Source organism: Endothiovibrio diazotrophicus (assembly GCF_054657215.1).
In genome coordinates this window covers 70,527-84,640 of sequence record NZ_BAAHXB010000011.1, presented here as the reverse complement: position 1 = coordinate 84,640, position 14,114 = coordinate 70,527, and the positions used below count along the sequence as shown (strand labels likewise).

The 14,114-nt window shown below is 65.9% G+C and carries 11 protein-coding genes; 5 read left to right on the top strand and 6 right to left on the bottom strand.

Annotated features, from left to right (window positions below; genetic code table 11):
* Nucleotides 1-364 precede the first annotated feature (364 nt).
* Both ACYQ2W_RS05280 and ACYQ2W_RS05275 read left to right on the top strand, forming a co-directional pair.
* Nucleotides 365-1,912 (top strand): CHAD domain-containing protein, encoded by a 1,548-nt coding sequence (locus tag ACYQ2W_RS05280; RefSeq protein WP_459863946.1) that lies wholly within the window; start codon nucleotides 365-367, stop codon nucleotides 1,910-1,912.
* 164 nt (nucleotides 1,913-2,076) lie between these two features.
* The gene (locus ACYQ2W_RS05275; protein WP_459863944.1) at nucleotides 2,077-2,823 is read left to right on the top strand and encodes a ParA family protein; all 747 of its coding nucleotides are present in this window, start codon (nucleotides 2,077-2,079) and stop codon (nucleotides 2,821-2,823) included.
* Nucleotides 2,824-2,829: 6 nt separating this feature from the next.
* Here the strand turns inward: ACYQ2W_RS05275 and arsC are convergent, their stop codons facing one another.
* From arsC to htpX, 3 genes are all read right to left on the bottom strand, one after another.
* Nucleotides 2,830-3,168 (bottom strand): arsenate reductase (glutaredoxin), encoded by a 339-nt coding sequence (arsC, locus tag ACYQ2W_RS05270; protein ID WP_459863942.1) that lies wholly within the window; start codon nucleotides 3,166-3,168, stop codon nucleotides 2,830-2,832.
* 10 nt (nucleotides 3,169-3,178) lie between these two features.
* Entirely contained in the window at nucleotides 3,179-4,423 is a 1,245-nt protein-coding gene (locus ACYQ2W_RS05265; protein ID WP_459863940.1) for a DUF1015 domain-containing protein, read from the bottom strand.
* A 284-nt stretch (nucleotides 4,424-4,707) separates the two neighbouring features.
* Nucleotides 4,708-5,583, bottom strand: a complete 876-nt coding sequence (gene htpX, locus ACYQ2W_RS05260) for a protease HtpX (RefSeq protein WP_459863938.1) — start codon at nucleotides 5,581-5,583, stop codon at nucleotides 4,708-4,710.
* Between the two features lie 37 nt (nucleotides 5,584-5,620).
* Between htpX and ACYQ2W_RS05255 the strand changes: the two genes are divergently transcribed.
* Complete coding sequence (locus tag ACYQ2W_RS05255) at nucleotides 5,621-6,244, top strand: hypothetical protein (protein ID WP_459863936.1); 624 nt, start codon at nucleotides 5,621-5,623, stop codon at nucleotides 6,242-6,244.
* An 810-nt stretch (nucleotides 6,245-7,054) separates the two neighbouring features.
* Here ACYQ2W_RS05255 and ACYQ2W_RS05250 read toward each other — a convergent pair.
* The 3 genes from ACYQ2W_RS05250 to ACYQ2W_RS05240 form a co-directional block, all read right to left on the bottom strand.
* Nucleotides 7,055-7,627 (bottom strand): hypothetical protein, encoded by a 573-nt coding sequence (locus ACYQ2W_RS05250; RefSeq protein ID WP_459863934.1) that lies wholly within the window; start codon nucleotides 7,625-7,627, stop codon nucleotides 7,055-7,057.
* 108 nt (nucleotides 7,628-7,735) lie between these two features.
* Entirely contained in the window at nucleotides 7,736-9,130 is a 1,395-nt protein-coding gene (locus ACYQ2W_RS05245; protein WP_459863954.1) for a sigma-54-dependent transcriptional regulator, read from the bottom strand.
* Nucleotides 9,130-10,866 carry a sensor histidine kinase gene (locus ACYQ2W_RS05240; RefSeq protein ID WP_459863932.1) on the bottom strand — a complete coding sequence of 579 codons (1,737 nt, stop codon included), beginning with the start codon at nucleotides 10,864-10,866 and terminating at the stop codon, nucleotides 9,130-9,132. Before ACYQ2W_RS05240 ends, ACYQ2W_RS05245 begins: the two co-directional genes overlap by 1 nt.
* A gap of 184 nt (nucleotides 10,867-11,050) precedes the next feature.
* On the opposite strand from ACYQ2W_RS05240, the gene ACYQ2W_RS05235 reads away from it, so the two are divergent.
* Both ACYQ2W_RS05235 and ACYQ2W_RS05230 read left to right on the top strand, forming a co-directional pair.
* Nucleotides 11,051-11,971: a tetratricopeptide repeat protein gene (locus ACYQ2W_RS05235; protein WP_459863930.1), complete on the top strand. Its 921-nt coding sequence runs from the start codon at nucleotides 11,051-11,053 to the stop codon at nucleotides 11,969-11,971.
* A gap of 146 nt (nucleotides 11,972-12,117) precedes the next feature.
* Nucleotides 12,118-13,992 (top strand): SulP family inorganic anion transporter, encoded by a 1,875-nt coding sequence (locus ACYQ2W_RS05230; RefSeq protein WP_459863928.1) that lies wholly within the window; start codon nucleotides 12,118-12,120, stop codon nucleotides 13,990-13,992.
* The last annotated feature ends 122 nt before the right edge of the window (nucleotides 13,993-14,114 follow it).

The following is a 14,114-nucleotide window of genomic DNA, read 5'->3' as shown; positions in this document are numbered from 1 at the left end:
GTTGCGGCGCTTGCCAAGGGATCACCATTGGCTGCGCACCGCGCCTTGTCCTGGCACTTCCGGGGGGCGCTGATGGCCGATTTGTGGGTAAAGGGCAGATCTAGATTTCAGAGTAGCCGCTCGGCGCATCGACCGAACGGAACGGGCAGAAGAGACGCGCACCGCGAACTTCACCGATGAATGCGGATTCGAAAGGGTGGATGGAGCGGGGCGAAGAACTGCAACAGGAACCTGGCAAATTCACGCGGAGAGGCCGTTTCCGGCCCCAAAAAGACGAACGTGATAGGATTTGTTGCCAATTCTCACAACGGTCACATTCGCCAGGCCCCACCCCGTCGACGGACCCGCCCGCACCGGTGATCCCATGAAATCCCGCACCTACGAACTACCCGACACCCTCGACCTGGAGACGCTGATCGAGCGACTCCAGCTGACCGCCGAGCCGCTGGAGCCCTTCGACCGCCTCTACCTCGACAGCTTCGACTGGCGGGCATTGAATGGCCGCGGGGTGGTGGAACTGGATCGCCGGGAGCGGCGGATCGGCTGGCGGGACCTCAAGGGCGCCGAGCGGTGGCGGGAGATCGCCCCGGCGAAAGGGATCCCCCGCTTCCCGCAGGAGCTGCCGGAAGGCGCGGCGCTGCGCAACCGCTTGGAAAAGCTCCTGGAGATGCGCGCCCTGCTCCCCCAGGCGCGCTGGCGCGGCCGCCGCCATCCGCTGCGGCTGGAGGACGACAACGGCAAGATGCGGGTGCGCCTGACCCTCGAAGAGGGGCGCTTCACCGATTCGCAGGGAGGCAGCGGGAAGAGCTTCCGTCCGGCGCCGCGGCTCACCGTCACCCCGCTACGCGGCTACGACAAGGAGGCGGAGCGGCTGTTCAAGGAGCTGGCGCGGCTGAAGCTCCCGGAGGCCCCCCGCCTCTACCCGGAGGCGCTGGAACGCTTCGGCCGCCAGCCGGGCCGCTTCGTCACCAAGCCGAAGCTCCCCCACCCGCCGGAGACCCGCTCGGACGTGGCGGTGAAGTGGCTGCTGCACGAACTCCTCGAGGTGATGATGGAGCACGAGGCGGGGACGCTCGCCGACCTCGACTCCGAATTCCTCCACGAGTATCGGGTGGCGATCCGCCGCTCGCGCTCCGCCCTGGCGCAGATGAAGGGGGTCTTCCCCGCCCGCGACACCGAACGCTTCAAACGCGGACTGGCGTGGCTCGGCGAGATCACCAGCCCGCTGCGCGACCTCGACGTGCAGTTGCTCAAGCTGCCCGACTACCGCGCGGCGCTGCCCGCCGAACTCCACGACGCCCTCGATCCCCTGGAGGCGCTGCTCGACCGTCGCCGCGTCGAGGAGCGCGGGAGGATGGAGCAGGCGATGAGGAGCGCCCGCTACCGCCAGCTGATCGAGCGCTGGCGCGCCTTCCTGGAGGCGGAGGTGCCGCCCCACAGCCGCCTGCCGTGGGCCACCCGGCCGATCGCCGAGAGCGCCGCCGCGCGCGTCCGCAAGATGCACCGCCGGGCCATGGAGGAGGGGTGCGCGATCGGCCCGGAGACCCCGGACGAGGCGTACCACGAGCTGCGCAAGACCTGCAAGAAGCTGCGCTACCTGATGGAGTTCTTCCTGCCGCTGTTCCCCGCCGACCAGGTGGCGCCGCTGATCGCCGCCACCAAGGCGCTGCACGCCAACCTGGGCGAGTTCCAGGACGTCCACGTGCAGTTGGAAGAGTTCGCCAGCTACCGCGCGGAGCTGGCCGCCCGCGACGAACTGCCCGCGGAGACCGGCCGCGCCCTCGACGCCCTCGCCGAGCAGCTGCGCGCCCAGCGGCTGGAGGAGATGGCCGCCTTCACCGGCAACTTCGCCGCCTTCGTCGCCCACAAGGGGGCGTTCAAGCGGGTCTGCCCGAAACCGCGGAAGCCGTGAATGGAAAGCCGAACCGCCTACCTCGTAGGATGGGCAAAGCGGGGCGTGCCCATCGGAGCGAAACCGCCACGATGAAGCGTGCCGCCTTTGCTTGATGGGCACGCTTCGCTTTGCCCATCCTACGAATACCCACCCGACACCTGCCGAACGAATCGACCGAATCCATGTCCATCCTCGCCAGCTACAACATCAAGGGCGGTGTCGGCAAGACCGCCACCGCCGTCAACCTCGCCTACCTCTGCGCCCGCGAGGGCGCCCGCACCCTGCTCTGGGACCTCGACCCCCAGGGGGCGGCCAGCTTCTACTTCCGGGTGGAGGCCGAGGTGAAGGGCGGGGTGAAGATCATCGAGAAGGCGGGGCGCGCCGCCAAGCGGATCAAGGCCACCGACTTCGAGGGGCTGGACCTGATCCCGGCGGACTTCTCCTACCGCATGATGGACATCGTGCTGGACAACGCCAAGCGCTCGCGGGAGCGGCTGGAAGGGGTGATGAAGGGGCTGGCCAAGGAGTACGACGTGGTGTTCCTCGACTGCCCGCCGGGGATCACCCTGCTCTCGGAGAACATCTTCCACGCCAGTGACGCGCTGATCGTCCCCACCATCCCCACCACCCTGTCGCTACGCACGCTGAACCAGCTGTTCGAGTTCCAGCGGGAGAACGGGCCGCAGGGGTTGGAGATCCTCCCCTTCTACTCCATGGTCGACCGCCGCAAGCACCTCCACCGGCTGATCCTGGAGACCCCCACCAAGGCGCTGCCGGGCATCCTCGGCACCCACATCCCCTACGCCGCCGACGTGGAGAAGATGGGCGTGCGCCGCCAACCGCTGCCGGTCTACGCCGCCGCCTCCACGCCGGGACGGGCCTACGATGCGCTGTGGCGGGAGATCAAGGAACGGTTGGGGTTGGGGTGAGCGGATTCAGAGCAGCTCCAGCACCCGCTCCGGCGGACGGCCGAGCGCGGCCTTGCCGTCCTTGACCACGATCGGCCGCTCGATCACCCGCGGGTGGGCGACCAACGCGGCGATCAGGGCGTCGTCGTCGAGGGCCGGATCGACCCCCTCCTCCTTCGCCTCCTTCTTGCGCAGCAACTCGGCCGGGCGGATGCCGAGCTGGGCGATGATCTCCCTCAGCTCCGCCACCGAAGGCGGGGTATTCAGGTACTCCACCACCTCCGGCGCGATGCCCTGTTCTTCGAGCAGTTTCAGGGTGGTGCGCGACTTGGAGCAGCGCGGGTTGTGATAGATACGGGTGGTCATCGCGATCCCCTCAGTCGAGCACGTGGGAGACCAGCCCGTCGGCCAGCTTGGGCTCGAACCAGGTGGACTTGGGCGGCATCACCTCGTTGGCGTCGGCCACCGCCATCAGGTCCTCCATGCGCGTCGGGAAGCAGGCGAAGGCCACCTCCATGTCGCCGCTCTCCACCCGGATCTCCAGCTCGCGCAGGCCGCGGATGCCGCCGATAAAGTCGATCCGGTTGTCCTGGCGCGGGTCCTCGATGCCGAGCAGCGGGGCCAGCAGGTTGTCCTGCAACAGGCTGACGTCGAGCCGCGCCACCGGGTCGTCGGCCGGGATCAGCTCCGGCTTGATGGTGAGCAGGTACCAACGGCCACCGGGCAGGTACATGCCAAATTCGCCGGGCTGGCTCGGCTTGGCCTGGCGGGTGCGCGCCTCCACCGTGAAGGCCTCCTCGATGCGCACCAGGAACTCCTCCTCCTCCATGCCGTTGAAGCTGTTGACCGCCCGGTTGTAGTCGAGGATGCGCATCTGGTCGTGGGGGAACATCACCACCAGGAAGTAGTTGTAGGCCTCCTCGCCGCTGTGGTCGCGGTTGGCCGCCTTGCGCCGGGCACAGACCCGCGAGGCGGCGGCCGAACGGTGGTGGCCATCGGCGATGTACAACGCATCGAACGCATCGAAGATCCCGGTGATGCGGGCGTTGACCGCCCCGTCGCGAATCACCCACACGGTATGGCGCACCCCGTCCTCGGCGGTGACGTCGGAGTCGGGCTCGCCGGCGGAGGCCTCGGCGAGGATCCTCGCCACCTCGTCATGGGCACGGTAGGTGAGCAACACCGGCCCGGTCTGGGCATCGAGGGCATCCACCTGGGAGACCCGGTCGCTCTCCTTGGCCGGACGGGTGAACTCGTGCTTACGGATGCGGTTGGTGTCGTAGTCGGCCACCGAGGCGGCGGCCACCAGGCCGGTCTGCTCGTGGTCGCCCATGATCAGGCGGTAGACGTAGTAGTAGGGCTGTTCGTCCCGCACCAGCACCCCCTCGCGGACCATCCGGTCGTAGTTCTCGCGGGACTTGGCGTAGACCTGGGGCTCGTAGGGGTTGGTCCCCTCGGGGAGGTCGATCTCGGCACGGGAGACGTGCAGGAAGCTGTTGGGGCGCCCCTCGGCCTTGGCCACCGCCTCGCGGAAGTTGATCACGTCGTAGGGGGGAGCGGCCACCTCGGCGGCCCGCCCGGGCGCCGGCCGCAGCCCGGCGAAGGGTCGGATCAGGGTCATCGGATTGGTCCTTGAGAGTCGGAATTCGGGAAAGGCGACGATGATACCGGATCGGTTGGGGGAGTAGAAACGCTCTGGGAGAAAACGCGGAGGACGCAGAGACGCAGAGAACGCGGAGAAGAAGAGATTGAATGTGGAGGCGGCCCTCGGATCACGATATTTCCGTTCCCAACATGTGAACCGACACATCGCGGCCGAGCGCCGCCCCAACGCTTTCATACTCTTCTCCGCGTTCTCTGCGTCTCTGCGTCCTCCGCGTTATCGCTACCCAAGCCCGAAAAGGACTACCGCCGGGCCTGCAGGGCGGCGATGCGCTCCTCCAGCGGGGGGTGGCTCATGAAGAGCCGCGCGACGCCGCCGCCGCTGATGCCGAAGGCGGCCATCTCGCTGGGCAGCTGCGAGGGCATGTGGGCCTGCTGCAGGCGCTGCAGGGCGGCGACCATCTTGTGGCTGCCGGCCAGGCGCGCCCCGCCCTCGTCGGCGCGGAATTCGCGCTGGCGGGAGAACCAGGCGACGATGACCGAGGCGAGCACGCCGAGCACCACCTCGGCGATCATCGACACCACGAAATAGCCGATACCGGGACCGCTGGACTCGTTGTCGCGGCGCAGGAAACTGTCCACCGCATAGCCGATGACCCGGGCGAGGAAGATGACGAAGGTGTTGACCACCCCCTGGATCAGGGTGAGGGTGACCATGTCCCCGTTGGCCACGTGGGTCACCTCGTGGGCCAGCACCGCCTCCACCTCCGCCTCGTTCATGTTGTGCAGCAGCCCCGTGCTCACCGCCACCAGCGCCTCGTTGCGGCTCATGCCGGTGGCGAAGGCGTTCATGTCGGGGGCGTCGTAGATCGCCACCTCCGGCATGCCGATACCGGCCGCCTGCGCCTGCCGCGCGACGGTGTCGACCAGCCAGCGCTCGGTGGCGTTACGCGGCTGCTCGATGACCCGCGCGCCGGTGGACATCTTGGCCATCCACTTCGACATCGCCAGCGAGATGAAGGAGCCGCCGAAGCCGATCACCGCGGCGAAGCCGAGGAGCATCGGCAGGTTGAGGCCGTTGGCGGTGAGGAAACGGTCCACCCCCAGGATGCGGGCGGTGATGCTGAGGACGAACAGGATGGCCAGGTTGGTGGCCAGAAACAGAACGATCCGTTTCATCGAAAACCTCGAAGGTTGTGGATTACGGAAATTTTAGATGGGGATTGGAGGGGGAAGTTCAAGATCCCCTCCGAAACCACCCCCTCAATACTCAACTGCCCGTGTCCCCTTCAAGGAGTACCTCCCCACCACGCTCGGCAAGGAGTGGGAGATCGTCTGGGAGGATGGTCTGCAGCAGCTGCGTGAGGTCGGCGACGCGCCGCGGCCCGAGCAGGTGGTCATCAAGAACCGCTCCAACCGCATCGCCAACCCCGGCATCGGCATGGCGGGGGCCGCCTCGGTATACAAGCGCAACACCCTGGCGGGCTCCGCCGCCCAGTTCGAGGTGCATCCCACCTACTACTTCGGGCTGTTCAACAACCTGGTGCGCGGCGAGGTGATCGACAGCAACGTGATCGTCGGTCCGCTGACCCTCGCCTACCCCTCCGGCTTCAATGGCGTCGCCGATCAACAGCAGCGGAATGCGGCTGCTCGCGGAGAGTTCGCGTGCCACATCGAAACTGTATTCGTTGGGCAGGTCGATCGCCATCAGGATGACATCCGGCGTTCGCTCCCGCATCCTCCGCCGCATCTCCCGGCAATCGACGACTCCGGCAACATCGAACAGGCGCATGGACCGTTCGATCAACTCCTCGGTGGCGGGATCGAAACCCACCGATAGCAGGTACTACACCGCTATCTCCTCTTGCGTCGTGAACAAGGGCGATAAGCGGGACAGACACCACCACTCTCAAATCCACAGCCGCCTCAAGTTGGAACTGCGGGAAATCCCGGATGGTCCAAACGGACCGATAGCATCGGCGTTGCCTCGACAAGGCACGATCTCGTAAAACAGACAAGGGAAGCCGAGGAGAAATCGATTTTGAGCCCGTCTCAACTGTTTCACCCGAATCAACAACAATTAGTGAATCATAGTAATTATCTCTATCCCGATCGGCCATTCGTCTGTGAGCGGCCCTTCCAAGTGCGGGAGCACTCGAATATTAAGCCACACAATGGGTTGTATTGGATACGCCATTCGGCGTAATGACATTGCGTCAATTTCTGAAAGATTTTTCCTACATCTCGGCGATGACGGAAATTTGCGGAAGAGGGGCCGGGAGGCTATCAAACAGCCCGACCAGATTGCACCTCCGAACTGGGTGCTTCGTGCCCGCCGCAATTCTTTCCACCAACACCGGCTCTTAAGCACGAAATTCAACGCTGTACGGGCGCGGCATGCAACAACCCAGGCCCACCTTCCTTTTTGCAGCCACTCAAAGTGGTGCTCCGACTGCCCATCACGAGGGCAACGCGGCAGCCCTTGCTGCGAGAGGCAGCGATTTCCATTTGAAAACCGCACTCCGTGGCGATTCTGTTCAATATATTGAAGGATTCGTGGCCATTAACCAAATCAGATATCGGCCAAAAACGTCCTTCCATCAAGACACATTCGAAAAGAAAGGAATACGCTATCCGCAGCGGCGTTGGATTATTCTACAAAAACAGCAATTGAAAGATTCGTTGATTGCTTAGACACATTTCCATAATAAAGTATATCGCTACGTACGCTGTATATCCCTGGAGAAAGCCGTTGCATACACGTAGACGATGAAGCCAAGGTAGCCCAACTAGCAACCTTCGCTCCTGATATATCCATTGCGCAATCCTGCGAACCCACCTTCAGAGTAGTTCGAATCATCCCATAGGATTTATCGCTATTAATTCGATCCTTAACCCCTGAAGCGCTTGTTGTCGCAATCATAACAGACGGACGTTCAACATCAATCTCTCCCACGATCTCCCAATATGAGTCCTCATCATTTCCATTCCTGTAATTCTTCGCATCTTTGATTTCATCAAAAAACGCAAGTTGCGAAAAACTCCTCAATGAAGCCGCCTTATCTGCTGCATCTTTGATTTTTTCAAGAGCCTCTCTTGTTTGCTTCTGCACCGCCTGTTCATCAAACGCCGAAATCTTAGTCTCGATTCTACCAAGCCAAGTGCCGGCAGCAATCAGAAAGGCGGCAAAAGCAAGTAGGGTTGTCCATCTTTCGATATTCATTTGCGCACCAGCACCAATGGCCTTGCAGAGAAAAATTCAGATAACACCACTCGCTCCCTCACCAAGTCAACAAGTCGAAACTGGCAACCGCTCCGCCTACCAAACGACCTACCCCCGCACCTCCCGGTTGACCTGAATCCCCAGCTTCTTCACCCGATGCCACAAACTGCGCTCGTTGATCCCGAGCAGCCGCGCCGCCTGGACCTGCACGCCGTGGGTCTGTTTCAGCGCCTCGACGATGATCCGCCGCTCCTCGTCGGCCAGCCACGGGTCGAGCCCCTGTTCGATCACCCGGTTGAAGCGGCTGCCGCGGGGCTCCTGCTGCTGGGTCTCGCTCTCGACCTTGTCCGGCAGGTCGTCCGCCTCGATGATCAGCCCGCGGCAGGAGAGCAGCGAGCGCTCGACGGCGTTGCGCAGCTCGCGCACGTTGCCCGGCCAGTCGTAGGCGGCGAGGGCTTCCAACGCCTCCTCGCTGAAACCCTCCACCGGTTTGTCCATCTCGCTGCGGAAGGTCTGCAGGAAGTTGTCGGCCAGCAGCGGAATATCGTCGCGGCGGTCGCGCAGCGGCGGGACGTGGATGCGGTAGACGTCGAGACGGTAGAGCAGGTCCTCGCGGAAGGTGCCCTCGCGCACCATGGCGTCGAGATCGCGGTGGGTGGCGGCGATCACCCGCAGGTCGACCCGGCGCACCAGGTCGCTGCCCACCGGGGAGAATTCGCGCTCCTGCAGCACGCGCAGCAATTTCACCTGGAGGGTGGGATCGAGGTCGCCGATCTCGTCGAGGAACAGCGTGCCGCCGTTGGCCTGCTCCAGCCGCCCCATGCGGTTCTGCACCGCGCCGGTGAAGGCGCCGCGGACGTAACCGAAGAGTTCGCTCTCCATCAGGTCGCGGGGAATCGCCGAGCAGTTGATCGCCACCCACGGGCGCTCGGCGCGGGGGCCGTGCTCGTGAATGGAGCGGGCCACCGCCTCCTTGCCGGTGCCGCTCTCGCCGGTGATCAGCACGTTGGTCTTGTAGGGGGCGACACGGTCGATCTCGTCGCGCAGCGCGAGCATGGCGTGGCTGTTGCCGACCAAGCGGCGGCGCACCGAACTGGAGGAGACCGCAGCCTGGAGCTGGCGGTTCTCCCGCAGCAGGTCGTGCAGGCGCAGCGCGCTCTGCACCGCGAACTGCAACTCCTCGGGCTCGAACGGCTTGGTCAGGTAGTCGCTGGCACCGGCCTGGATGCACTCGATCGCCGAGCGGATCGAGCCGAAGGCGGTGGCGACGATCACCGGCACCTCGGGGCGTGCCTTCTGGCACTCGGCGATGAAGGCCTCGCCGCCCATGCCGGGCATCTTCAGATCCGAGAGGATCACCGCCAGGTCCGGATCGCGCAGCAGCGGCAGGGCCAGCTCGGCGCTCTCCGCGGTGAGCACCCGGTAGCCCGCCTCCTCCAGCGCCATCTCCATCACCAGCCGCATGTTGCGTTCGTCGTCGACCACCAGCACGGTACGCTGCATCACGGTTCCTCCTCGCAAATATTGAAGCGCATCGCGAAACGGGCGCCGCCCTCCTCCTGCGGCACCAGTTCGAGGGCCGCCCCGCTCGCTTGGACCAACGTGCTGGCCAGGGTCAGGCCGAGGCCGCTGCCCCCCGACTTGGTGGTAAAGAAGGGCTCGAACAGCCGGCTGATCAGCTCCAGCGGGATACCGGGGCCGCTGTCGTGCAGGTGGAGCACCACCTGCCCCGCCTCCACCTTCGAACCCACCGCCAGCCGGCCGTGGCCCTCCATCGCCTCCAGGGCGTTGCGGATCAGGTTGACCCACGCCTGGTGCAGCAGCTCGGCGTCGGCGCAGATGCGTACGCCGTGGTGGCGGTAGTCCCGCGTCACCTCGATCTCCTCGCGCCCGGCCAACGTCACCAGCAACGCCTTGTCGAGCGGTGCGGCGGGATCGAAGCGGGTGAGCTGCGGCTTGCGGTGGCGGGCCAGCTGCTGGAAGTCCTTGAGGAACTGGTCGAGGCGCTGGCACTCCTCGCGGATCATCCGCTGGAGGTTGTCGCGTTTCTGCGGATCCTCGGCCCGCTCGAGCATCTTGGCGGCGGTGTTGATGACGCCGATCGGGTTGCGGATCTCGTGGGCCATGGCCAGCGACAGCTCGCCCAGGGCGGTGATCTTCTCGCGCTGGAAGTCTCGCTGCTGCTCGTCGCGCGCCTCGCGCAGGCGCGCGGCCATGCCGTTGAAGGCGCGGGTCAGGTCGCCGATCTCGTCGTGCCAGGTGATCGGCACGCTGGTGCGGAAATCCTGCGCCGCCACCTTCATCACCCCCTCGCGCAGATAGGTGACCGGACGCACCACCAGCCTGGAGAGCAGCAGCCCGGTGAAGCCGGCGAGCACCGTGCCCAACAGGGTGATCGCCAGGGTGATCGCCAGCTTGTCGGTGAGGAACTCCTGGCTGCCGCCCCGCTCCAGGCCGTTGAAGAGCACCGCCTCCACCCGCCCGGTAGCGTCGGCCACCGGGGTGTAGAGCCCCCAGTAGGTGCCGTTCTCGGCGCCGTCGCTGTAGTAGTCGTGGCCGCGTCGCAGGTCGAACAATGCATCCGGCGGCAGGCGCAGCCGCAGCGGCTTGTCCTCCTCGGAGAAGGCCTTGGCGAAGTCGCCGTCGCGCGGATAGAAGAGCCGCGCCTTCATCCCGGTGGTCTCGCTGAGGCGGCTGAGCTGCTGCTTGTCGAAGAGGGTGCCGAGCACCAGTCGATAGTGGCGCGGCTGGTCGGCGGGGTAGCGGGCGATGGTGATGGCGGCGAGCATCCCCTGCTGACCCAGGCTCGCCTTGAGCATGGCGTGGTTCTGCCCCTGCACCCAGGCGGTGTCGAGGGTCACCTCCGGCGAGGAGAAGATCCGCCGCCCCTCCTCGTCGAACACCTGGATCAGGTTGATCCCCATCTCCAGCGCCAGCGGCTGGAGCGGCGGCGGGATCGGCGACTCCCCCGGGACGAAGCGCGGCCGGCCGCCGAGGGTGTGGTCGAGCAGGTCGGCGAAGAGCTGGCCGTTGCCGTTGACCCGGTCGAGCCAGTCGGTGCTCACCTTGGCCGACTCGCGCACCCAGCGTTCGATGGAGTCGTCCATGCGCCCGGCGATCCACGAGGCGGAGAGCAGTCCGGAGATCAGCATCGGCACCAGGATGATCACCAGCACCACCAGCACCACCTTGCGCTGCAGGCGGTTGAGACGGAGTAGCCGGAAGAGCCTGCAATCCACGAAGGAACCTCCAAAATTTGTAGAACGGGATTCTACCATTTTTGGAGGTGGGCACGGCCGCCCATCATAAGTTATTGATTTTTTATAAAGACCCTATAGCTCCAAGGGTGGCCCGCATCTTGCCAACTACTTAAGTACGTACTGAAGCGCCCACCCACCCGAACCCGAGCAAGAGACCCCTTTTATGGCAGAGCGAACCCCCAATGCAACCCTCCCCTCCCGAATCGCCGTGGCCGCGCTGATCGGTGCCGGCGCCCTGCTGGCGCTGGCCTCCGCCTCCGGCGTCGCGCCGTCGGCAATCGCCAATCACAGCGAAGCCGACTGGCTCGGCCGCCTCGCCGACCGCGGGGACGACGGGGCGCAGTTGCAGTTGGGACTGGCCTACCGTGAGGGGCGCTACGGCCTCCAGGCGGACGCCGCCACCGGCCTCCATTGGCTGGAGGCGGCGGCGCGGCAGGGCAACGGCTACGCCGCCGACCTGGTCGGCAACGCCTACGCCGAGGGTCGCGGCGCGGCCCCCGACCTGAATCGGGCGGAGCGGTGGTGGAAACGGGCGGCGGAACGCGGCAACGCCAATGCACAGCGCCATCTGGGCCAGCGGCTGCTGGCCGCGCAGCGGGAGCAGGAGGGGCTGCGCTGGCTGCGCCGCGCCGCCGACCAGGGGGACCGGCCGGCCCACGCCGAACTGGCCCGCCTCTACCGCCGCAACGAGGTCGCCGACGACGACCTGCGCCGCGGCCAGGAGACGGTGGCGAGGCTGGGCGCCCGCCTCCATGCGCCATCCATCGAGACCCTCTCCGCCCTCCTCGACACCGTGGCACAGAGCTCCACCTGGCAGCAGTCGTTCGGCCATCTGCGGGCCCTGGCCGACCACGGTGACCCGCTCGCCGAATACCAGTTGGGCCTCCACTACGGCGACGGCGCCTGGGCGGTGACCCGCGATCCGCAGCAGTCCACCCGCTGGCTGCAACGCGCCGCGGCGGCGGGCAACTCGATGGCCCTCGATGCCCTCGACCACGCAGGGAGTCCCCCCGGCGGTCACCCCGGGGCTCACCCCGGAAGCCTGACAGGGAGCCCAGCCGGGAGTCCCCCGGCGAAATCCTGAGGCGGCCGACGGCCGCCGCGCGGGGCCTGCCGGGATTCGGCACCCCGACGCCCCCCGAGCACCGGATTCCTCCGGCCGAGCCGCGCCAGCGGCGCACGGCCTGGCAACGATTTGTCTCAATTTCACCAAGTCAAGGGGTAACGTCCATGAAGCAATACACCGCATGGCAGACGCGCCTGCTGCCATTCCTGTTGTGGAAACACAAGGTCAGCCGCGACACCGTCAAGGCCGACCTCATCTCCGGCCTCACCGTCGCCATCGTGGTGGTGCCGCAGGCGGTGGCCTTCGCCGCCATCGCCGGCATGCCGCCCCAGTACGGCCTCTACGCCGGCATGATCCCGCCGATCATCGCCGCCTTCTTCGGCTCCTCCTGGCACCTGATGTCGGGGCCGACCACGGCCGCCTCGATCGTCCTGCTCTCCTCGCTCAGCGCCTTCGCCGAACCGATGAGCCCCGAGTACGTCGGCCTCGCGCTGACCCTCACCTTCATGGTCGGGGTGATCGAGCTGACCCTCGGCATCGCCCGCATGGGGGCGGTGGTCAACTTCATCTCCCACTCGGTGGTGGTCGGTTTCACCACCGCGGCGGCGATCCTCATCGCCAGCAAGCAGTTGAAGAACTTCTTCGGCGTGCCGATCCCGCGGGAGGGCAACCTGTTCGACACCCTGGGCCACTTCGCCCACCAGTTGCCGCACACCAACGTCCACGTGCTGGCGATCGCCGCGCTGACCCTGATCAGCGGCCTGGTGGTGAAGAAGCTCTTCCCGAAGATTCCCTTCCTGATCGTCGCCCTGGTCGCCGGCACCACCCTCGGCGTGATCTTCAACCTGCTGTGGGGCTATGACGCGGTGGGCATCAAGACCGTCGGCGCCCTGCCCCAGACCCTGCCGCCGCTCTCCGCCCCCGACTTCTCGCTGGAGACCATCCAGAAGCTCGCCCCGGCGGCGCTGGCGATGACGCTGTTCGCGCTCACCGAGGCGATCTCCATCGGCCGCGCGGTCGGCATCCGCAGCGGCCAGCTGGTCGACGGCAACCAGGAGTTCATCGGCCAGGGCCTCTCCAACATCGCCGGCAGCTTCTTCTCCGGCTACGTCGCCACCGGCTCGTTCAACCGCACCAGCCTCAACTACCAGGCCGGCGCCAAGACCCCGATGAGCGCCATGATCGCCGGTTTCCTGGAGATCTTCATCGTGCTCGCCATCGCCCCGTTGGTCGCCTACCTGCCCAACGCGGCGATGGCCGGCATCCTCTTCATCGTCGCCTGGGGGCTGATCGACATCCCGGCGATCAAGCACATCTTCAGCTCCAACCACTCGGAGCGGGCGATCTTCCTGGTCACCTTCGGCGCCGCCCTGCTGCTCGACCTGGAGTTCGCGATCATGGCCGGCATCCTGCTCTCGCTGGTGCTCTACCTGATGCGCGTCTCCCGTCCGCGCATCGTCACCCGCGTGCCCGACCCGCACCTGCCGAAGCGCAAGTTCTCCACCGTGGAGCCCGGCAGCAGCCTGCAGGAGTGCCCGCAGCTGCGCATCATGCGCATCGACGGCAACCTCTTCTTCGGCTCGGTGGCCTACCTGCGCGAGACCTTCGCGCGGCTGGAGCAACACCACCCCGAGAAGAAGCACCTGATGATCATGGCCCAGGGCATCAGCTTCGTGGACATCGCCGCCGCCGACGTCTTCGCCGCCGAGGCGAAGCGCCGCCAGCGCGAGGGGGGCGGCTTTTATCTGGTCAACGCCAAGGGCGGGCTGTGGGACTCGCTGGAGGAGTTCCACACCCTTGATGCGATCAACGCCAACAACCTCTTCCAGAGCAAATCGGCAGCGCTGCGCGGGGTGTTCCAGAAGCTCGACCGCTCGGTGTGCGAACGCTGCCAGGCGCGCATCTTCAACGAGTGCGAGGGTATTCCGTACCTCGGTAGCGGCGCCGCCCCGGCGCCGCAGGGGACGGCCAGGGAGTCGGTGATCCAGCGGGCGCCCCAGGTGGACGAGACGCTGAATGCCGTCCCGGCCCGCTTGTAGTTCGTCAATCTGAAAAATTGGGACGTTCTCGTAGGATGGGCAACGGAGCGGTAGCGACGTGCCCATCGAACGAAGGCAGTGAATTTTGCCGTGGCAGCACCGTTTCGATGGGCACGCTACGC

Excerpts from the sequence above, each read along its gene's own strand:
- ACYQ2W_RS05280 (WP_459863946.1), top strand. The coding sequence starts at position 365 with ATGAAATCCCGCACCTACGAACTACCCGACACCCTCGACCTGGAGACG.
- ACYQ2W_RS05275 (WP_459863944.1), top strand. The coding sequence starts at position 2,077 with ATGTCCATCCTCGCCAGCTACAACATCAAGGGCGGTGTCGGCAAGACC.
- arsC (WP_459863942.1), bottom strand. The coding sequence starts at position 3,168 with ATGACCACCCGTATCTATCACAACCCGCGCTGCTCCAAGTCGCGCACC.
- ACYQ2W_RS05265 (WP_459863940.1), bottom strand. The coding sequence starts at position 4,423 with ATGACCCTGATCCGACCCTTCGCCGGGCTGCGGCCGGCGCCCGGGCGG.
- htpX (WP_459863938.1), bottom strand. The coding sequence starts at position 5,583 with ATGAAACGGATCGTTCTGTTTCTGGCCACCAACCTGGCCATCCTGTTC.
- ACYQ2W_RS05255 (WP_459863936.1), top strand. The coding sequence starts at position 5,621 with ATGGGGATTGGAGGGGGAAGTTCAAGATCCCCTCCGAAACCACCCCCT.
- ACYQ2W_RS05250 (WP_459863934.1), bottom strand. The coding sequence starts at position 7,627 with ATGAATATCGAAAGATGGACAACCCTACTTGCTTTTGCCGCCTTTCTG.
- ACYQ2W_RS05245 (WP_459863954.1), bottom strand. The coding sequence starts at position 9,130 with ATGCAGCGTACCGTGCTGGTGGTCGACGACGAACGCAACATGCGGCTG.
- ACYQ2W_RS05235 (WP_459863930.1), top strand. The coding sequence starts at position 11,051 with ATGGCAGAGCGAACCCCCAATGCAACCCTCCCCTCCCGAATCGCCGTG.
- ACYQ2W_RS05230 (WP_459863928.1), top strand. The coding sequence starts at position 12,118 with ATGAAGCAATACACCGCATGGCAGACGCGCCTGCTGCCATTCCTGTTG.